We start from the raw sequence: 17,484 nt of genomic DNA on the forward strand, positions 1-17,484 counted from the left end.
CGGGATCAGTTGACGATAAAGAGGGGCGTTGCCGTTTCATGACGGGAGCGCTCTCTCTTTTTTCAGATGTGTTCGCGGATGAACTCGTCGATCTGGTCGAGCAGGATGGGTTTGGAGAAATGGTAGCCCTGCGCGTATTCGCAGCCCATCTCCCTGAGCGTCAGGTATTGGGCTTCGGTCTCGATGCCCTCGGCCACCACGGACAGGCCAAGGCTGTGGGCCAGGTTGACGATGGTGCGCACGATGACGCGGTTGGCGTGCTTGTCCAGATGAGTCACGAAACTGCGGTCGATTTTGAGCGTGTCGATGGGAAAGCGTTGCAGGTAGCTCATGGACGAGTAGCCCGTGCCGAAATCATCGACCAGAATGGCCATGCCGAGCTCCTTCATGATGCGAAGCTTCTGGATCGTCGCCTCGGGGTTGGTCATGACGTCGCTTTCCGTGATCTCGAGCTTGAGCTGCAATGGGTTGATGCGGTTGTGGCGGATGCAGTTGAACAGGTTTTGCACCAGATCGGGATCGGAGAACTGGCGCGCGGACAGGTTGACGGACACGCTGAAGGCATTTTCCGGGTATTTTTCGGCCCAGGATCGCAATACCTTGCAGGATTGCTCCAGCACCCATTGTCCGATGGGCAGGATGAGCCCGGTCTGTTCGGCAATGGGGATGAATTCGCTGGGGGGAACCCAGTCCTTGTCCTTGGGCTTCCAGCGCAAGAGGGCTTCGAAGCCGCTCAGGGTCGGGTTCTGGCCGATGGAGAAAATTGGTTGCAGGGCCAGGAAGAACTCGTTTTCGCTGATGGCGTTGCGCAGCCGTGTTTCCGTGTCCAGTTTTTTGAGGGCCTTGTCCTGCATTTCCGGCGCGTAAAAGCGCAGCTGGTCCAGGCCCTGTTCCTGGGCGTGGCGCAGGGCGATGTTGGCTCCCTGCAGAAAGTATTCGGGTGAGGTGTATTCGTTGGGCCCGAAGAGAGCGCCGAAACACGCACTGATGTGGATGGGATGATGCTCGATGTCCAGGGTGCGGTTCAGGGCGGATTTGATTTTTTTGATGGTGGCCGTGCCCGCTTTCCTGGATGGCAATTCCTCCAGCAGCACCACGAACTCGTCGTCGCCAAGGCGTGCCACCGTGTCCACCGCGGACACGGTATCAAGCAGGATGTGGCCTATGGACTGCAACAGCTGGTCGCCGACAAGATGCCCGAGGCTGTCGTTGACGTCCTTGAAGCGGTCGATATCGACCTGCACGACGGCAAAGAGGTAGTCGTCGCGTACCTGGCTGCGCTCCATGGCCTGCTGGATGCGGTCCAGGCAGAGGGCGCGGTTGGGCAGGTTGGTCAGGGCGTCGTGGAAGGTTCGGTGCTGCAGATGCTTTTCGGCGTCCTTGCGCTTGGTGGTGTCCTCGAATATGGCGGCCACCTGCCTGGGCTGGGGGCTGAAGGCGACCACGGAGAAATGTTTGCCCACGAATCCCGCGAAGCTGTCGAAGCGGATCGACTCGCGGGTCATGGCGGTCTTGGCGAGGATGTCGATCCAGTAAGGTTCGACCTTTTCCGAAAGCTGACGCAGGCTGCGTCCGACGATGTCTTTTGCGGGCAGGCCGAAGAAGCTGGCAAAGGCCGGGTTGACGTCGAGGAAGAGCAGATCCCTGGGTTTTCCCGAAGCGTCGGTCACGACCTCGTGCAGGGCGAAGCCGTTCAGCATGGAATCGAAAAGCAGCCTGTACTGCTGTTCGCTCTTCTGGAGCGCCTGCGCGGCGGAATGCTTGTAGAGGGCGATTTCGATGGCTACGTGCAGGTCCCGGGATTCGGCGGGTTTTATGATGTAGCCGAAGGTCTCGGTGATCTTGGCGCGCCCAAGGGTTTCTTCGTCGTCATGGGCGGTCAGGAAGATGATGGGGATCTGCGTGTTTTCAAGGATGGCCTTGGCCGCTTCGATGCCGTCGATGCGCCCATCGAGAAAGATGTCCATGAGGATCAGTGACGGCGCTTGCCGTGCAACTGCGGCGATGGCTTCCTCGCCGGAGGTGATGATGCCCTGGACCTGGTACCCGAGCTTTTGCAGCCGTTGCTGCATGTCGAAGGCGACAATGGCGTTGCCTTCGACCAGCAGGATACTGGTAGTGACGGGTGGTTCGGTGTTCGGCGCGTGCTGGGTGGATGTCATCAGGAAATTTTTCTTGGGTAATGGTTTATGCGTATCCACGCTTTTTAGCCGGTTAACGACAAGCAAACTTATATTTTCCAGAAAATCAGAATGTTGACAAGGGCAAAGCGCATATTCTCGGCATACGCGAAAAACGTCTTTTATGTTGGCTGTGTACGGGATTATGTAGGGCGGGTAGCGCGCGTATGCGAAATTTTGGGAGCAATGATCAGTAATTGTTGCAAATTATTACCAGTGATGTAGATTGATATCGTATGGACCCGTGTGTAAGAAGGTCCTCCCAGCCATGATTTTTCTCCTAAGGAGCCGCCTATGTCTGCTATCGTCCGCGAAGGGAATATTGCCACCATCACCCCGGGTCAGGATCTTGTGTCCTCCATGGTTCCGGAGTTCAAGCAGGAGCTGGCTTCGTTGCTGGCGGACTCCCCGGCGGAGGTGCGTATCGATCTGACCGGGGCGGGGATGATGGACTCCATAGGTATCGGAGTGATCATTGCCACGCACAATTCCATGAAGAAAAAAGGCGGGAAGTTGATCATTGTCAACGCTTCAGGAAATATAATCAAACTTTTCAAGTCGATGCGTCTTGACCAGCATCTGAACCTGGACTCATAACGCGGTCAGGCGGCAAATGCCCGCCATCGTTGCAGGTGAGAAATGCCCTTTGTTGCCAATGGCGGGAGCCAGGGGAGGGCAGATCGTTCCCGGTCGTTTTTTTTAGATCCGGAGCGCGGGCGCAAGCCCGGGCGCTTGGGACCGGTGCCCGCGGGCGCGGGAGAAGGCCTCATAAATTGAAATCCATATGGAGTTCGCACAATGATGATGGATGACGAAACTCTCCAAATGTACGTGGAAGAAGCAGCCGAGCACCTCGGGGATATCGAGAACGATTTGCTGGCCATTGAACAGGCGGGTGCGGATATCGATGTCGAGCTGGTCAACAAGGTTTTTCGCGCGGCGCATTCCATCAAGGGGGGTGCCGGATTTCTGGGTCTGACCAAGATCAAGGACCTGGGACACAAGATCGAAAACATCCTGGACATGGTCCGCAATCGCGAGCTTGTCCCGGAGCCCGAAGTGGTCAACATCGTCCTTTTGGCCTTCGACAAGTTGCGTGACCTGATCTCCAATGTGGCCGAGAGCAATGACGCGTATATCGACGATCATGTCGCGGCCCTGACGGCGGCGGCTTCGGCCAATCTGGAGGGCGAGGAGAAGGCTTCCGTGGATCGTCTGGTCGAGGTCCGGGATAATCGGGGACGAGTCGTCTTCGAGGTCGCGGAGTTCGATCTGCTTCAGAACAAGAAGGGGGGGAAGAACCTTTACCTCCTTGAGTTCGATCTGATCCATGACGTGCAGCGCAAGAACAAGACCATCTTCGATATTTTGAAGGGCATGGATTCCACGGGCGTGATTCTCGATCTGAAGGTCGATTTCGAGGCGGTGGGCACATTGGAGGACGACGATTTTTCCAATCGCATTCCTTTCTTCGTTCTTTTTGGTTCCATCATCGAGGACGACATCATGCCCGCGCTTCTGGACCTGGGAAGCGAATTCATCACGACCCTGAGCATCGACCTGCCTTCCGATCAGGCGGCCCCGGTGGCCGATTTCGCCCAGGAGCTTCTGGACCAGACCCCGCAGACTCCCAACGAGGACCGGACTGATTCCCTGATTTCGGAGCTCTTCAGCGGGGAAACCCTGGCCTCGGCCCTGGCCGCGCCAGCGCCCAAGCCCGCGGCTCCGGCCGCACCCGTGGCCCCTGCTCCCACCGCGCCAGCCGCACCTGCTCCACGGCCCGAGCCCCAGGTGACGGCCGACGAGGATGCGGGCCGAAGGCCCGACCCCAAGGCTCCCAAATCCGCCATCGCTCAGCCCGATTCCCTGCGCGTGCATGTCAGCCTGCTCGAAGACCTGATGAACCTGGCGGGAGAACTGGTTTTGAGCCGCAACCAGCTCATGCAGGCCATTTCCTCTGGCGCCATCCACCAGATCGAGGTGGCCGGGCAGCGCATCGATCTGGTCACGTCCGAGCTGCAGGAAACCATCATGCTGACCCGCATGCAGACGGTCGGCAACATTTTCAACAAGTTTCCGCGCGTGGTCCGCGATCTGGCCCGCAATCTGGGCAAGGAGATCGACCTGCAGCTCGAAGGCAACGACGTCGAGCTGGACAAGACCATCATTGAAGGCCTGGGCGATCCGTTGACCCACCTGGTCCGCAATTCAGCGGATCACGGCATCGAGATGCCCGATGTGCGCGTGAAGGCCGGAAAACAGGCCATGGGTACCATCGTGCTCAAGGCCTATCACGAGGCCGGACAGGTCATCATCGAGATCGTCGATGACGGCGGCGGACTCGACACCGAAAAGATCGTGGCCAAGGCCCTGAGTCGCGGCCTCATCTCGCCGGATCAGGCCAAGTCCATGTCCGACAAGGAAAAGGCCAACCTGATTTTCCTGCCCGGCCTGTCCACGGCCGAGCAGGTCACGGATGTTTCCGGACGCGGCGTGGGCATGGATGTGGTCAAGTCCAACCTGGATCAGCTCGGCGGACAGGTCGATATCGAAACCGAGCGGGGCAAAGGCACGACCATCCGCATCAAGCTGCCGCTGACTCTGGCCATCATCCCCAGCCTGCTCGTATCCGTGGGCCAGGAACGTTACGCCATTCCGCAGGTCAACGTCGACGAACTGCTGCGCATTCCCGTCGATCAGATCACGGAGCGCGTGGAGCTGGTTGGCGACGCCGAAGTGCTCCTGCTGCGCGGCGAGCTCATACCGCTGCTGTATCTTTCCAATGTGCTGGGCCTCAACGCCGACTCTTGCGAAGCCTCCAAGATGGTGGGCGAGATCCTGCGCGGCGAGAAGAGTCTCGGCGACATCCGCGAATCCGGGTGCGCCTCGGCCGATGTCAACCTTGTCGTGGTTTCGGCCGGACAGTTCCGGTACGGCTTGGTCGTCGATCAGCTCCACGACTCGGTCGAGATCGTGGTCAAGCCGCTGGGCCGGCATTTTAAAGAATGCCAAGGGTATGCGGGCGCGACCATCATGGGCGACGGGCATGTCGCGCTCATCCTCGATGTGGCGGGCCTGGGACGCCTGGGCGACCTCAGCCTGAGCGTGGCCCGGGAAGCCGTGCAGACTCCCAAGGAAGCCGAGGCGGCCACCGGCCAGGAAAAACTCTCCCTCTTTGTCTTCCGCAACACGCCGCAGGAATACTGCGCCGTGCCTCTTGACCTCGTGGCCCGGGTGGAACTCATCGATGCCGCCGAGATCGAAGAGGTCGGCGGACGGCGGGTCATCAAGTACCGTGGTGGAACCCTGCCGGTCTTCTCCCTCGATCAGGCGACCAATGTGGGCTTGCTTGACATCTCCGGTGAACTCATCGTCATCGTCTTCCTCATGGCCGGTCACGAGATAGGCCTTCTGGCCAAGCCGCCGGTGGACGCCATCGAGGCGCAGGTCGCTCTCGACAGCTTCACCCTGAAGCAGCCCGGCATCAGCGGATCGGCGGTCATCGGCGACAAAACCACCCTCATCGTGGACATTTACGAACTCATCCAGACGGTACAGCCCGATTGGTTCGCGGTGCGCGGCAGCATCGAGATCGCCGATGATGCGGGCGAGGTCGGGGTTCCGCATCTGCTCCTGGTCGAGGACTCGGATTTCTTCCGCAACCAGGTCAGGAAGTTCATCGAGGATGACGGATACATGGTCGATGTGGCCGAGGATGGCGTGGTGGCCTGGAACATGCTCGACGCGGATCCGGAAAAATTCGACCTCGTGGTCACGGACATCGAGATGCCCAATATGGATGGATTCGAACTTTCCCGGCGCATCCGCCAGGACAGGCGTTTCTCCATGATGCCTATCGTGGCCCTGACTTCCCTGGCCGGAGATGAAGACGTGGCGCGCGGCAAGGCCGTGGGTATTGACGATTATCAGGTAAAGCTGGACAAGGAGCGCCTCCTGCAGTCCATTTACGAGTGGTTGAAGCGTTACGCCTCCTGACGGCCGTGGATGCGGGGGAATCCCGCAATCCACGAGACGGCTTCAATCTTAAAAAAGCGTGTGCGGTGCATGAGTGATGCCTAGAGCTCTTTCAAGGAGAATTGCATGAAACAGCAGGCCAAAGAAAAGACGGGTGCCCTGCAGCTGTCCTGCTTTTACGTAGGTTCGGCCCTGTGCGGGATTGACATCAATCTCATTCAGGAAATGAACCGGCAGATGGAAATGACCAAGGTGCCGCAGGCGCCGTCCTATGTGCTTGGCATCATGAACCTGCGCGGCAGGATCGTGACCATTATCGACCTGGGCCGCAAGCTGGGCCTGGCGCCTTCGAAAACCACGGAAACCAGCCGCATCATCATCGTCAATTCCCGCGATGAGAACATCGGCCTGCTGGTCGACCGCATCACCGACGTGGTCACATCCAAATGGGAAGACATGGAACCGACCCCCTCCAACATCAAGGGGCTCAAGGGCAAGTATTTCCAGGGCGTGCTCAAGTCCTCCCGGGATCTCATCGCCGTGCTCGATGTCGGTGAAGTGCTGGCCGACGATTAAGTCAATTTATATCTAGGAGTCTGGATGAATCTGCGTGTTCTGGTTGTGGACGATACAATAATGTATCGCAAGGTGGTGGGCGACATTCTCGCCGAGATATCGGGGATCGAAGTGGTCGGCACCGCCAATAACGGGAAGATCGCCTTGACGCGCATTGCGTCCCTGAAACCGGACCTGATCACGCTGGATGTGGAAATGCCGATCATGAACGGACTCGAGACCCTGCAGGAGATCCAGAAGAGTTTTCCCGATGTGGGCGTGATCATGCTTTCCACACTGACCAAGCGCGGCAGCGACATCACCATGCGCGCGCTGGAACTCGGGGCTTTCGATTTTATCGCCAAGCCGGACGCCGAGGGCATGCAGGAAAATGTGCAGCTCCTTCGGAGCGCCATTCAGCCGAGGGTGAAGGCCTTCGCGAAGCGGCTGGAGCTTCGGTCCCTGCTCAAACAGAGGCACAGGCCCGTCGGCGCTCCCGCGCCGGCTCCCGCGGCTCCGTCAATACTGGCTTCGTCCCGGCGCACGGGCAAGTCCAAGGTCGTGGCCATCGGCATCTCCACAGGCGGGCCCAATGCCCTGACCAAAATGCTGCCGCAGCTCCCAAAGCTCGGGGTACCCATCTTCGTGGTCCAGCACATGCCGCCCGTCTTTACCAAGTCCCTGGCCGAGAGCCTGGACGCCAAGTGCCAGTACGAGGTTCGTGAAGCCGAGAACAACGAGGTCGTGCGCCCCGACGTGATCTACATCGCCCCCGGCGGCAAGCACATGCGCGTGGCCTCGGGCACGGGCGGAGCAAAGATCATCCAGATCACCGACGATCCGCCTGAAAACAACTGCAAACCGGCTGCGGACTACATGTTCCGCTCCGTGGCGCGGGAATATGGAGCCTTGTCCACCGGCGTGATCATGACCGGCATGGGCGGCGACGGGACCCTGGGCCTGAAGGTGCTCAAGAGCTTCGGGGCCGTGACCATAGGCCAGGACGAGGAGTCCTGCGTGGTTTACGGCATGCCCAAGATCGCGGTCGAGGCGGGTGTCGTGGATGTTGTCTCACCTTTGCCGATGATCGCCTCCGAGATCATCCGCACGGTGCGTTAGCCATGCCAATTCCAACAGTGGCGGCACTATGACGAGCATCACCGCGGACGAATTCAGCGTCCTCTCCAAATACATCTACTCCATTTGCGGGGTGGCCCTGGACTCGACCAAGACCTATCTGGTCGAGACGCGGCTCAAATCCATGATGCAGCAGTATGGCTGCGCTTCCTATCTGGACCTGCACGCCAAGGCCAAGGCCGATCGCGGCGGCAACATGGAAAAAGAGATCGTCAACGCCATCACCACCAACGAGACCCTTTTTTTCCGCGACGCTTCCCCCTTTGAAGTCTTCAAGCACAAGATCCTGCCGGATCTCATCGACACCCGCTCGAAATCGGCTTCAGGACGCAACATTCCCATCCGCATCTGGAGCGCCGCCTGCTCCACCGGACAGGAAGTCTACAGCATCGCCATCGCCCTGCGCGAGGCCCTTGGCAACCTGAGCAATTTCCAGATTTCCATCCTCGGTACCGACATCTCCGATGACGCCGTGACCAAGGCGAGCTACGGAAAATACAACAAGTTCGAGATAGAGCGCGGCCTGCCGCAGCAGACGTTGAACAAGTACTTCACGCTCATGGGCGACGGGTGGAAGATCAAGGACGAGATCCGGGCCATGGCTGTCTTCAAGAAGTTCAATCTGATGAAGCCGTTTGCGGGGCTTGGCAAGTTCGACATAGTTTTTTGCCGCAACGTTGCGATATATTTCACTCCAGCCGACAAGAAGATGGTTTTCGAGAAAATTGCCTCCGTCCTTGAGCCCGACGGTTCCCTGGTGATCGGGTCCACCGAGTCCCTGACCGGAGTGACGGGCATGTTCGAGCCGAAGCGCTACATGCGCTCCATTTTCTATCAGCCTGTCGCCGGTTCTTCGCCGCTGACGCCCACGGGCTTCAGCTACGCCCAGACGCCCGCTCCGGGATTTGCCGGGACAACGGCGTCGGCCTCCGTCGTCCGGCCGCCCCTCCCGGTTCCGCGTCCCACGCCCGTGGCCGCTCCGGCGTCTCCGCCGCGTCCGGCTCCACGCGCCGTGCCCGCCACTGCCGCGCCATCCGCTGTCCCGCCACGTCCGGCTGCGGCCGTTCCGCCCACTCCCGCGCCTCCCGTGCGGCCGGTCGAACCGGAACCCGCGCCCATCGCCGTCGCTGTCGAGCAGGTTTCTCCCCCCGAAGAGGCTCCGCGCACTGTGGCGCCTCGTCCCGCTCCGGTCCGGTCCCAGCCCGCGCAGGTTTATCGCGCGGGAGACAAGTCCGATCTCAAGCGCCTGCTGATGCAAAAGAAGCAGAAGAGCAAATCCTGATCCACGTTTTGCCGGTAAAAGCTCATGCCCATCCTCTGGACTCCTGATATCGAGGGCGTCACGGACGCATTTTCCGCCGACCACGCCGACGCGTCCGCCATTCTCGGTCCGGGCGAGCCTTGCGCCGACCGGCCGGACGAGCGCGTTTATCTTTGCGGACCATGCTCCTCGGCCCTTGACGTGGCCGGATACCTGGCCGGGCAGGGCTGCCTTGACCCATGGGATTCGGTCCTGGCCACCCGTCAGTGGGCTGGCCGAGGGCAAATGCGCAGGACCTGGATTTCCCAGCCCGGCAACCTGTTCGCGGCCTGGCGGCTGCCCATGCCCCCGAGTTCCTGGCAGAACATGCTCTCCGTGCTGGTCGGCTGGGTCATGTGTCGGGGACTGGGCGAGCTTGGGGTGCCGGTGACGCTCAAGTGGCCGAACGATATTCTGTTGCATGGGCGCAAGATCGGCGGAATCCTGATCGAGGAGAGGGGCGATGTGCTCCTGGCCGGGATAGGGCTCAACATCGCGTCATGCCCTGAGGACGCCGACCTGCGCCGGGATCATGCCTGCGTTGCGGCAAATCTGGGCGGGCTTTTGCGGGGAGTGTCCATTTTTGGCCTGTGGTTACGGCTTGTGAATTTTGGTCGGCTCCGTTACAGTACTGAACTTTCTGATTCGACCCCTCTGGAGTTTTCCCAGTTAATCGAGCCTGTTCTAGCCTATCTTGGGGCCTTGGTGCGCGTTTCTGACAATCGATCATCGGTTTGCGGAACGTATGCGGGGGTAAGCCCGGATGGCGGCATCGTCCTTCTCGCCGACGGCGAAAGGCGGGTCTTGCATTCCGGTTCGCTGCGTCCCGAGGGCTGGTCGGAAGGTCAAATATAACGCATACGGAGAAATATATGTGTTCGCAGACTCCCCGCAGTTTTGAAGAAGTGGCCCGGGAGATCCGGGGCAAAAAGATTCTTGTCGCCAATCGCGGCATTCCCGCCAGAAGAATCGTTCGTTCCATCAAGGAAGTTTTTCAGGGCGTGCCCATGATCACGGCCACGGATGTGGACAAGACAGCCCCCTTTACCTCCGGCGCCCACGCACTCCTTCATCTCGGGGAGAACTCGCGTGCGTACCTCGACATCGACAAGATAATCGCCCTGGCCAAGGCCCGGGGCGTCGCGGCCATCCATCCCGGATGGGGCTTTGCCTCCGAGGACGACTCCTTTCCTTCCAAATGCGCCGATGCCGGAATCATTTTCATCGGACCCACCTCGGAGGCCATGCGTCTGCTGGGCAACAAGGTTCAGGTCCGCACCCTGGCCCAGAAGCTGGGCATCCCCGTGGTGCCGGGTTCCGAGGGCGCCGTTTCCGTTGAAGAAGCCAAGACGGTGGCCGCCGAAATAGGGTTGCCGGTCATGCTCAAGGCCGAGGGCGGCGGCGGCGGACGAGGGATTTACGAAGTTTTCAGCCAGGATCAATTGGCCGACGCCTTCATCAAGGCTTCGACCCTGGCCCAGGCCTCTTTCGGCAATCCGCGCCTGTACGTGGAGCGCCTGCTGACCTCCATCAGACATATCGAGATTCAGGTCATCGCCGACAAGTACGGCAATGTCTTCGCCTTCGACGAACGCGACTGCACCGTGCAGCGCAACCACCAGAAGCTGGTCGAGATCACTCCCTCTCCCTGGCCGGGCATGACCGAGGAGCTGCGTGAAAAGCTCAAGGATTACTCGCGCCAGCTGGTACGCGCGGTGGGATACCATTCCCTGTGCACCGTGGAGTTTCTGGTCGATTCCGAGGGCCGCGCCTATCTCATCGAGGTCAACACCCGCCTGCAGGTCGAGCACGGCATCACCGAGTGCCGCTATGGCATCGATCTGGTGGAAGAGCAGATCGCCGTGGCTTTCGGCGCTGAGCTGCGCCTGAACCAGGAGAACTGCACGCCCAAGAGCCACGCCATCCAGGTCCGCGTCAACTGCGAGGATCCACAGAACGATTTCTCGCCCAACGCCGGACGCATCACCCGGTACATGTCTCCGGGCGGTCCCGGCGTGCGCGTGGATTCATGCGTCTGCGGCGGGTACGAGTTTCCCTCCCAGTACGACTCGGCTGCTTCCCTGCTCATCGCCTACGGCCCGCAGTGGGGCAAGGTGCTTGGGATCATGGAGAGGGCCCTGGACGAGTACATCATCGGCGGAATCAAGACCACCATCCACTTTCATCGCCAGATCATCGCGCATCCGCGCTTCCGCGCCGGAGAGTACGACACCAAGTTCGTGGCCAGCGCTCCGGAGCTCATGATCTACATGGACAAGGAGTCCGAGGCCGTGCGCCTTTCACGCCTGGTGGCCGAGATTTCCGCGCACGGGTACAACCCGCACGTCAAGCTCGGGGAATACCGGACCAAGGACGGCAAGCGCATGGACGCCTTCAAGCCTTCGCTGCCGGGCATCGAGCCGGAATATTACGAATATCCCTATCCGCGTGGTGACAGGGACGCGACCCTTGCCTACATCCGTGATTCCGATCACGTCCATTTCTCGGACACGACCACCCGCGACATCACCCAGTCCAACTCGGGCAACCGTTTCCGACTGGCCGAAGATCGCATCATCGGCCCCTATCTCGACAACTGCGGTTTCTTTTCGCTGGAGAACGGCGGCGGGGCGCATTTTCATGTCGCCATGCTCGCCAACATGACCTACCCCTTCAGCGAAGCCCGTGAATGGAACGAGTTCGCGCCCAAGACCCTGAAGCAGATCCTCATCCGTTCCACCAACGTGCTCGGTTACAAACCGCAGCCGCGCAACATCATGCGTCGCACCGGTGAGATGATCTGCGAGCACTACGATGTCATTCGCTGTTTCGATTTTCTCAATCATATCGAAAATATGCGCCCCTTCGCCGAGGTGGCCCTGAATTCCAGGAAAAACATCTGGGAACCGGCCATCTCCCTGTCCTTTGCCAAGGGTTTTGACGTGCCCCATTATCTGGGCGTGGTGCAGGAGATCATCGACATGACCGCCCAGGTGGCGGGCTGTTCCAAGAAGAAGGCCGAACGGCTGATCATCCTGGGCCTCAAGGACATGGCCGGTGTCTGTCCCCCAATATTCATGACCGAGCTGGTTTCGGCCATCCGCAAGAGCTATCCCGAATTGGTCATCCATTCGCATCGCCACTACACCGACGGCCTCTTCGTGCCCGCGATGGCGGCGGCGGCCAAGGCCGGCGCGCATATCGTGGACGCGGCCATCGGCGCGGCCGTGCGCTGGTACGGTCAGGGCGAGGTTCTCTCCACGGCGGCCTACATCGAGGAACTGGGGCTGAAGACAAATCTCAACAAGGACATGATCCGCACCACGGGTTTCGTGCTCAAGCAGATCATGCCCTACTACGACCGCTACACGGCTCCGCACTTCCAGGGCATCGACTACGACGTCATCGAGCACGGCATGCCCGGCGGCGCGACGTCCTCGTCCCAGGAAGGGGCCATGAAGCAGGGCTACATCCATCTGCTGCCGTTCATGCTCAAGTTCCTGGCCGGAATCCGCAAGATCGTGCGCTACCATGATGTCACGCCCGGTTCGCAGATCACCTGGAACACCGCGTTTCTGGCCGTGACCGGCGCATACAAGCGCGGCGGACGCCGTGGAGTGCGCAGGCTTCTGGCCGTGCTCGATCAGGTGGTGACCGTGCCCGAGGAAATGCTGACGGATGAAGCCCGCGCCGAGCGCCTGAAGATCTATCAGGATGCCAACGACGCGTTCCGTGATTTGCTTCTGGGCAAGTTCGGACGCCTGCCCCTGGGCTTTCCGCCGGACTGGGTCTATGAGTCCGCCTTCGGTCCCGAATACCGTGACGCCATTTCCCGGCGCACCGAGTCCTCTCCGCTGACGACTCTGCTGGACATCGACGTGCCCAAGGAGCAGCAGAGCCTGGCCGAGCACATCGGGCGGATTCCCACGGACGAGGAGCTGGTCATGTACCTGAACCATCCGGGCGACGCCCTGAACACCATAAAATTCGTGGGCAAATACGGAGACTGCAACCGTCTGCCCCTGCATGTCTGGTTTGAAGGCCTCAAGGCCGGGGACGAAGTCATGTTCAAGGACAGCCAGGGCAAGCATCATGTCCTGACCCTGCAGCATATCTCGCGTCCGGACGACCATGGCATGAGCCTTGTTTCCTATTCCCTGGACTCCGAATCCTTCTCCATGCAGGTCAAGGTGGCCGAGGCCTCGGGCAAGGATGACTCCGGTCTGGAAATGGCCGATTCCCGCAATCCGTATCATGTGGGTTCGCCGTCCAGCGGTGACTTGTGGGTCGTGCACGTCAAGCCCGGCGACATGGTCAAGAAAGGAGAGGAACTCTTCAATATATCAATCATGAAGCAGGAAAAATCCATTCTTGCTCCGGTGGACGGCATGGTCGGGCGCGTGCTCAAATTTGCCGATTACCAGGAAGACAAGAAAATGGTACCGGTCAAGGAAGGGGAGCTTCTGGTAGAGCTTGTGCCTGCTCCCCGGAAATGTCCGACCTGTTCGGCTCCGGTGACCCGGGATGACTTCAAGTTCTGTCCGTCTTGCGGTCAGAAGGTTTAGACAGGCCACGGGGCCTGTTCTTTTATGTCAAGAACTTTTGCATATATTATTTTCGTGTCATGAAGGTTCAGGTTTGTTGACGTACAGACGCGTCGGCATGTACCCCAAGCCCAGTTTTTTTCCGGGCGATCACACTTGTTTTCGATTTGCGCACGAAAGAGGAGGAGAAGATGGCTGAGAGCGACAAGAAGAGTTCCAAGAAGAAAGCCGATACGTCCACGGAGGTCGCCACGCCTCCCGCAGTGATAGAGCAGATTCAAAAGCAGCTCATCCTGACCGGCAAGGATATCGCGACGATTGGCGAAGATGCCGAGCTTCTGGTCGGCGGCAAGAATTACAACACCGCAATCATCAGCACTATAGAAGGCATCCGGGCTCCGCAATTTCGGGCCGTCTCCTCCATCGCCTTCCATAAACTTCTCGATGAGACAAAGGTCAACGCCGCCCTGGTCCGCACCTCGGTGGACAAGGCCTACGATTCCATGGACTGGACCGATGCCGAGATCAACAAGGATTCGGAATTTCTGCAGAAGTTCGTTCGCAAGATCGCCCTGGACGTGAAGGAGGCCGCCAAGAAGCAGGAGGGCACCCTGATCCGGCTGCGCACCTTCATCAACAACGTGGTGGAAGGCTTCGCCGTTTCACCCGAGGGTATCGATCAGCTGCGCAAGAGATCCGTGCTCGTGCAGGCCGCAATCCTGTCCGTGGACCTGCCCAAGGACGTGGCTGACGCCGTGCGCGGAGCCTACCTTGAGATCTGCAAGGAGGCGGGCCTTGAGAACGAGCCTGTCGCCGTGCGCTCTTCGGCAGCCGGCGAGGACAGCCGCAAGAAGGCCTTTGCCGGATTGCAGGACACCTACCTGAACATTGTCGGCGAGAACTATGTCGTGCAGGCCTACCACTGGGACTGCGCTTCCGCCTACAACCTGCGCTCCATGACCTACCGGCGCGAAGCCATCCTCGATGCCGTGGCCAAGGCCGAGCAGACCGGCGACGACTCCATCGGCGTCAAGGCCAAGCAGGAGTGGGCCATCGAGAACACTTCCCTGTCCGTGTGCATCATGCGCATGATCAACCCCGTCATTTCCGGAACTGCCTTTTCCGCCGACACCTCCACCGGATGCCGGGGCACAACGCGTCAGGATCTCGTTTCCATCGACGCCAGCTACGGTCTTGGCGAAGCGGTGGTCAGCGGTCTGGTCACGCCCGACAAGTTTTACGTTTTCCAGCGTGAGGACGGTCAGGAAATCGTCATCCGCTACATGGGCTGCAAGGACAAGCGCATCATCTACAAGGAATCCGGACGCGGCACCAAGGTCGAGGCCGTGGCCGAGGACATGGCCTACCGTTGGTCCCTGTCCCTGGCTCAGGCCGAGTCCGTGGCCAAGGGAGTGCGCTGCATCAGTAAGGGTTACGGCGGCATGATCATGGATTCGGAGTTCTGCATCGATCAGTGGGATCGCCTCTGGTTCGTGCAGGCCCGTCCCGAGACCCGCTGGAACGAAGACCTTGAGCACCATCCCCACACCATTTTCATGCGTCGCAAGGAAGTCGATCCCGATGCCGCCAAGGAAGCTGAAGTGCTCCTCGAAGGCAACGGAGCTTCCCGTGGCGCCGGCCAGGGCTTGGTACGCTACCTGCGTTCCGCCCTGGAACTGAACAAGATCAACAAGGGCAACATCCTGGCCGCCGAACGCACCGACCCGGACATGGTGCCCGGCATGCGCATCGCGGCGGCCATCATGGCCGACGCGGGCGGCGACACCAGCCATGCCGCCATCACCTCGCGCGAGCTTGGCATCCCGGCGGTCATTGGCATCAAGCGTCTTGAGAAACTGCGCACCCTGGACAACCACGAAGTGACCGTGGACGGCTCCCGGGGCAAGGTTTACCGTGGTCTGCTGCCGCTTGTCGACGTGGGCGGCGAGATAGACGTGAGCAAGCTGCCGGCCACCAAGACCAAGGTCGGTCTCATTCTGGCCGACGTGGGGCAGTCCCTGTTCCTGTCCCGGCTGCGCGATGTGCCCGATTTCGAAGTGGGCCTGCTGCGTGCTGAGTTCATGCTCGGCAACATCGGCGTGCATCCCCTGGCCCTTGAAGCCTACGACCTGGGCACCCTGGAGTCCGTGGTCGGCACCAAGGTCGAATTTCTCGAGAACGACCTGACCAAGATCGTCTTCGAGCAGATGGCCGCGGGCATCATCTCGCTGGACATCAAGTTGCGCAGTTACGTGGGCATCGTCACGGGGCTGGCCCGCAAGATGGAAGAATTGACCGAGAGGGAAGGGGCCAAGGGCACCGATGAGGTGCTGGCCATCCATCGCCAGCTGCGCGAGTTGGACAAGAAGCTTGACGAGCACCTGGAGTTCGCGACCCAGCGTTTCGAAGTGCTCAAGACGTCGCACAATCTAAGGGATCATGTCTCGGTCATCATGGGCTATGCCGATGAGCTGGAACTGCTTGGCGCCGATCCCCATTCCCAGCGCCGGCGCCTGGAAATTCAGGACTCCATCGCCAAGGACGTGGCTCGCATCGAACGCGATCCGGTCATCGTCAGCACCCTGGAAAAAATCTCGGCCATGCGCGAAGACGTGGCCAAGAAAGTCGGCCTGCAGCAGGAGATGGACAACGTCCGCACCCTGCCCGAGAAAATCCAGGAGATCCTCAAGTCTCGCGGCTATCGCAGCGGCAAGGAGCTCTACATCCAGAGCCTGGCCCAGGGTCTGGCCCTCTTCTCCATGGCCTTCCACGGCAAGACCATCGTCTACCGCACCACTGACTACAAGACCAACGAATATCGCAATCTGCTCGGCGGGTTGCTCTTCGAGGGCCATGAAGACAATCCCATGCTCGGATATCGCGGCGTGTCCCGCAACATCCATGACTGGGAGCTGGAGGCCTTCAAGCTGGCGCGTGGCGCATTCGGCGGCGCCAATTTGCATCTGATGCTGCCCTTCGTGCGCACCCTTGAAGAAGCACGCTCCATGAAGCGTTATCTGGGTCAGGTGCACAACATTCACTCCGGCGACAACGGCCTGAAGATCATCCTCATGTCCGAGATCCCGAGCAATGCCGTGCTGGCCAAGGAATTCATCAAGGAATTCGACGGCTTTTCCATCGGCTCCAACGACATGACCCAGCTGGTCCTCGGCACGGACCGCGACAACGCGCGGCTGCGCCACATCTACGACGAGGAAGACCCGGCCGTAGTCTGGGCCATCCTGACCACCATCTTCACCGGGCAGAAGTTCGGCAAGAAGGTCGGATTCTGCGGGCAGGGCGTATCCAATTCCAAGATCATCCGTGGTCTCGTGTGCATCGCCGGCATCGTATCGGCTTCCGTCGTGCCCGACACCTACCAGCAGACCAAGTTCGACGTGGCCGAGGTGGAAGCCGAGAACATCCCGCTCGCGGGTCTGGGCGCCTGGCTTCAGGAACAGCACCTGGAACGCCTGCACATGCTCCTGGCCGAAAACCGTTACGAGCACATCCTCAAGAAGAACACCTCCGGTCCCGACCTCATGGACTGGTATGAAGGGGAGTTGGCCCGTCTGCACGAGCAGTTGCAGTCCAACCTGGGCAGCGTGAAAGAGGATTTCTACCGCCAGGAGCTGGCCTCCTTCCGCAGCATCTTCCACAAGCCGGTCATCTATTCCAACTGGGATTGGGAAACCACTGTGCTCGATGCCCTGCATCAGGCCGGATTCTCGGACTATGACGAGCAAGTCAAAGCCCTGGCGACTCAACGCGAAAACATCTGGTAAAACGGGGG

General features: G+C 60.0%; 9 protein-coding genes. 8 read left to right on the plus strand and 1 reads right to left on the minus strand.

All coding sequences use genetic code 11. The features are described 5' to 3' along the window. Window positions 1-62: 62 nt before the first annotated feature. Complete coding sequence (locus BMZ24_RS15555) at window positions 63-2,162, minus strand: putative bifunctional diguanylate cyclase/phosphodiesterase (RefSeq protein ID WP_092193679.1); 2,100 nt, start codon at window positions 2,160-2,162, stop codon at window positions 63-65. 312 nt (window positions 2,163-2,474) lie between these two features. On the opposite strand from BMZ24_RS15555, the gene BMZ24_RS15560 reads away from it, so the two are divergent. The 8 genes from BMZ24_RS15560 to BMZ24_RS15595 all read left to right on the plus strand — a co-directional run bounded on the left by BMZ24_RS15560 (window position 2,475) and on the right by BMZ24_RS15595 (window position 17,476). After that, on the plus strand, window positions 2,475-2,777 hold the full coding sequence (locus BMZ24_RS15560) for an STAS domain-containing protein (protein WP_092193680.1): 303 nt from the start codon (window positions 2,475-2,477) through the stop codon (window positions 2,775-2,777). Between the two features lie 201 nt (window positions 2,778-2,978). Beyond that, window positions 2,979-6,176, plus strand: a complete 3,198-nt coding sequence (locus BMZ24_RS15565; RefSeq protein ID WP_092193681.1) for a hybrid sensor histidine kinase/response regulator — start codon at window positions 2,979-2,981, stop codon at window positions 6,174-6,176. A 105-nt stretch (window positions 6,177-6,281) separates the two neighbouring features. Further along, window positions 6,282-6,731 carry a chemotaxis protein CheW gene (locus BMZ24_RS15570; RefSeq protein ID WP_092193682.1) on the plus strand — a complete coding sequence of 150 codons (450 nt, stop codon included), beginning with the start codon at window positions 6,282-6,284 and terminating at the stop codon, window positions 6,729-6,731. 24 nt (window positions 6,732-6,755) lie between these two features. Then, the gene (locus BMZ24_RS15575) at window positions 6,756-7,829 is read left to right on the plus strand and encodes a protein-glutamate methylesterase/protein-glutamine glutaminase (RefSeq protein WP_092193683.1); all 1,074 of its coding nucleotides are present in this window, start codon (window positions 6,756-6,758) and stop codon (window positions 7,827-7,829) included. A 28-nt stretch (window positions 7,830-7,857) separates the two neighbouring features. Beyond that, on the plus strand, window positions 7,858-9,129 hold the full coding sequence (locus BMZ24_RS15580) for a CheR family methyltransferase (RefSeq protein ID WP_208599867.1): 1,272 nt from the start codon (window positions 7,858-7,860) through the stop codon (window positions 9,127-9,129). Window positions 9,130-9,153: 24 nt separating this feature from the next. Then, entirely contained in the window at window positions 9,154-10,002 is an 849-nt protein-coding gene (locus tag BMZ24_RS15585; RefSeq protein ID WP_092193684.1) for a biotin--[acetyl-CoA-carboxylase] ligase, read from the plus strand. A gap of 17 nt (window positions 10,003-10,019) precedes the next feature. Further along, window positions 10,020-13,712: a pyruvate carboxylase gene (locus BMZ24_RS15590; protein ID WP_092193685.1), complete on the plus strand. Its 3,693-nt coding sequence runs from the start codon at window positions 10,020-10,022 to the stop codon at window positions 13,710-13,712. Between the two features lie 170 nt (window positions 13,713-13,882). Continuing rightward, window positions 13,883-17,476: a PEP/pyruvate-binding domain-containing protein gene (locus tag BMZ24_RS15595; protein WP_092193686.1), complete on the plus strand. Its 3,594-nt coding sequence runs from the start codon at window positions 13,883-13,885 to the stop codon at window positions 17,474-17,476. The last annotated feature ends 8 nt before the right edge of the window (window positions 17,477-17,484 follow it).

This window comes from Desulfomicrobium norvegicum (assembly GCF_900114595.1).
GTDB lineage: Bacteria > Desulfobacterota > Desulfovibrionia > Desulfovibrionales > Desulfomicrobiaceae > Desulfomicrobium > Desulfomicrobium macestii.

Excerpts from the sequence above, each read along its gene's own strand:
- BMZ24_RS15555 (WP_092193679.1), bottom strand. The coding sequence starts at position 2,162 with ATGACATCCACCCAGCACGCGCCGAACACCGAACCACCCGTCACTACC.
- BMZ24_RS15560 (WP_092193680.1), top strand. The coding sequence starts at position 2,475 with ATGTCTGCTATCGTCCGCGAAGGGAATATTGCCACCATCACCCCGGGT.
- BMZ24_RS15565 (WP_092193681.1), top strand. The coding sequence starts at position 2,979 with ATGATGATGGATGACGAAACTCTCCAAATGTACGTGGAAGAAGCAGCC.
- BMZ24_RS15570 (WP_092193682.1), top strand. The coding sequence starts at position 6,282 with ATGAAACAGCAGGCCAAAGAAAAGACGGGTGCCCTGCAGCTGTCCTGC.
- BMZ24_RS15575 (WP_092193683.1), top strand. The coding sequence starts at position 6,756 with ATGAATCTGCGTGTTCTGGTTGTGGACGATACAATAATGTATCGCAAG.
- BMZ24_RS15580 (WP_208599867.1), top strand. The coding sequence starts at position 7,858 with ATGACGAGCATCACCGCGGACGAATTCAGCGTCCTCTCCAAATACATC.
- BMZ24_RS15585 (WP_092193684.1), top strand. The coding sequence starts at position 9,154 with ATGCCCATCCTCTGGACTCCTGATATCGAGGGCGTCACGGACGCATTT.
- BMZ24_RS15590 (WP_092193685.1), top strand. The coding sequence starts at position 10,020 with ATGTGTTCGCAGACTCCCCGCAGTTTTGAAGAAGTGGCCCGGGAGATC.
- BMZ24_RS15595 (WP_092193686.1), top strand. The coding sequence starts at position 13,883 with ATGGCTGAGAGCGACAAGAAGAGTTCCAAGAAGAAAGCCGATACGTCC.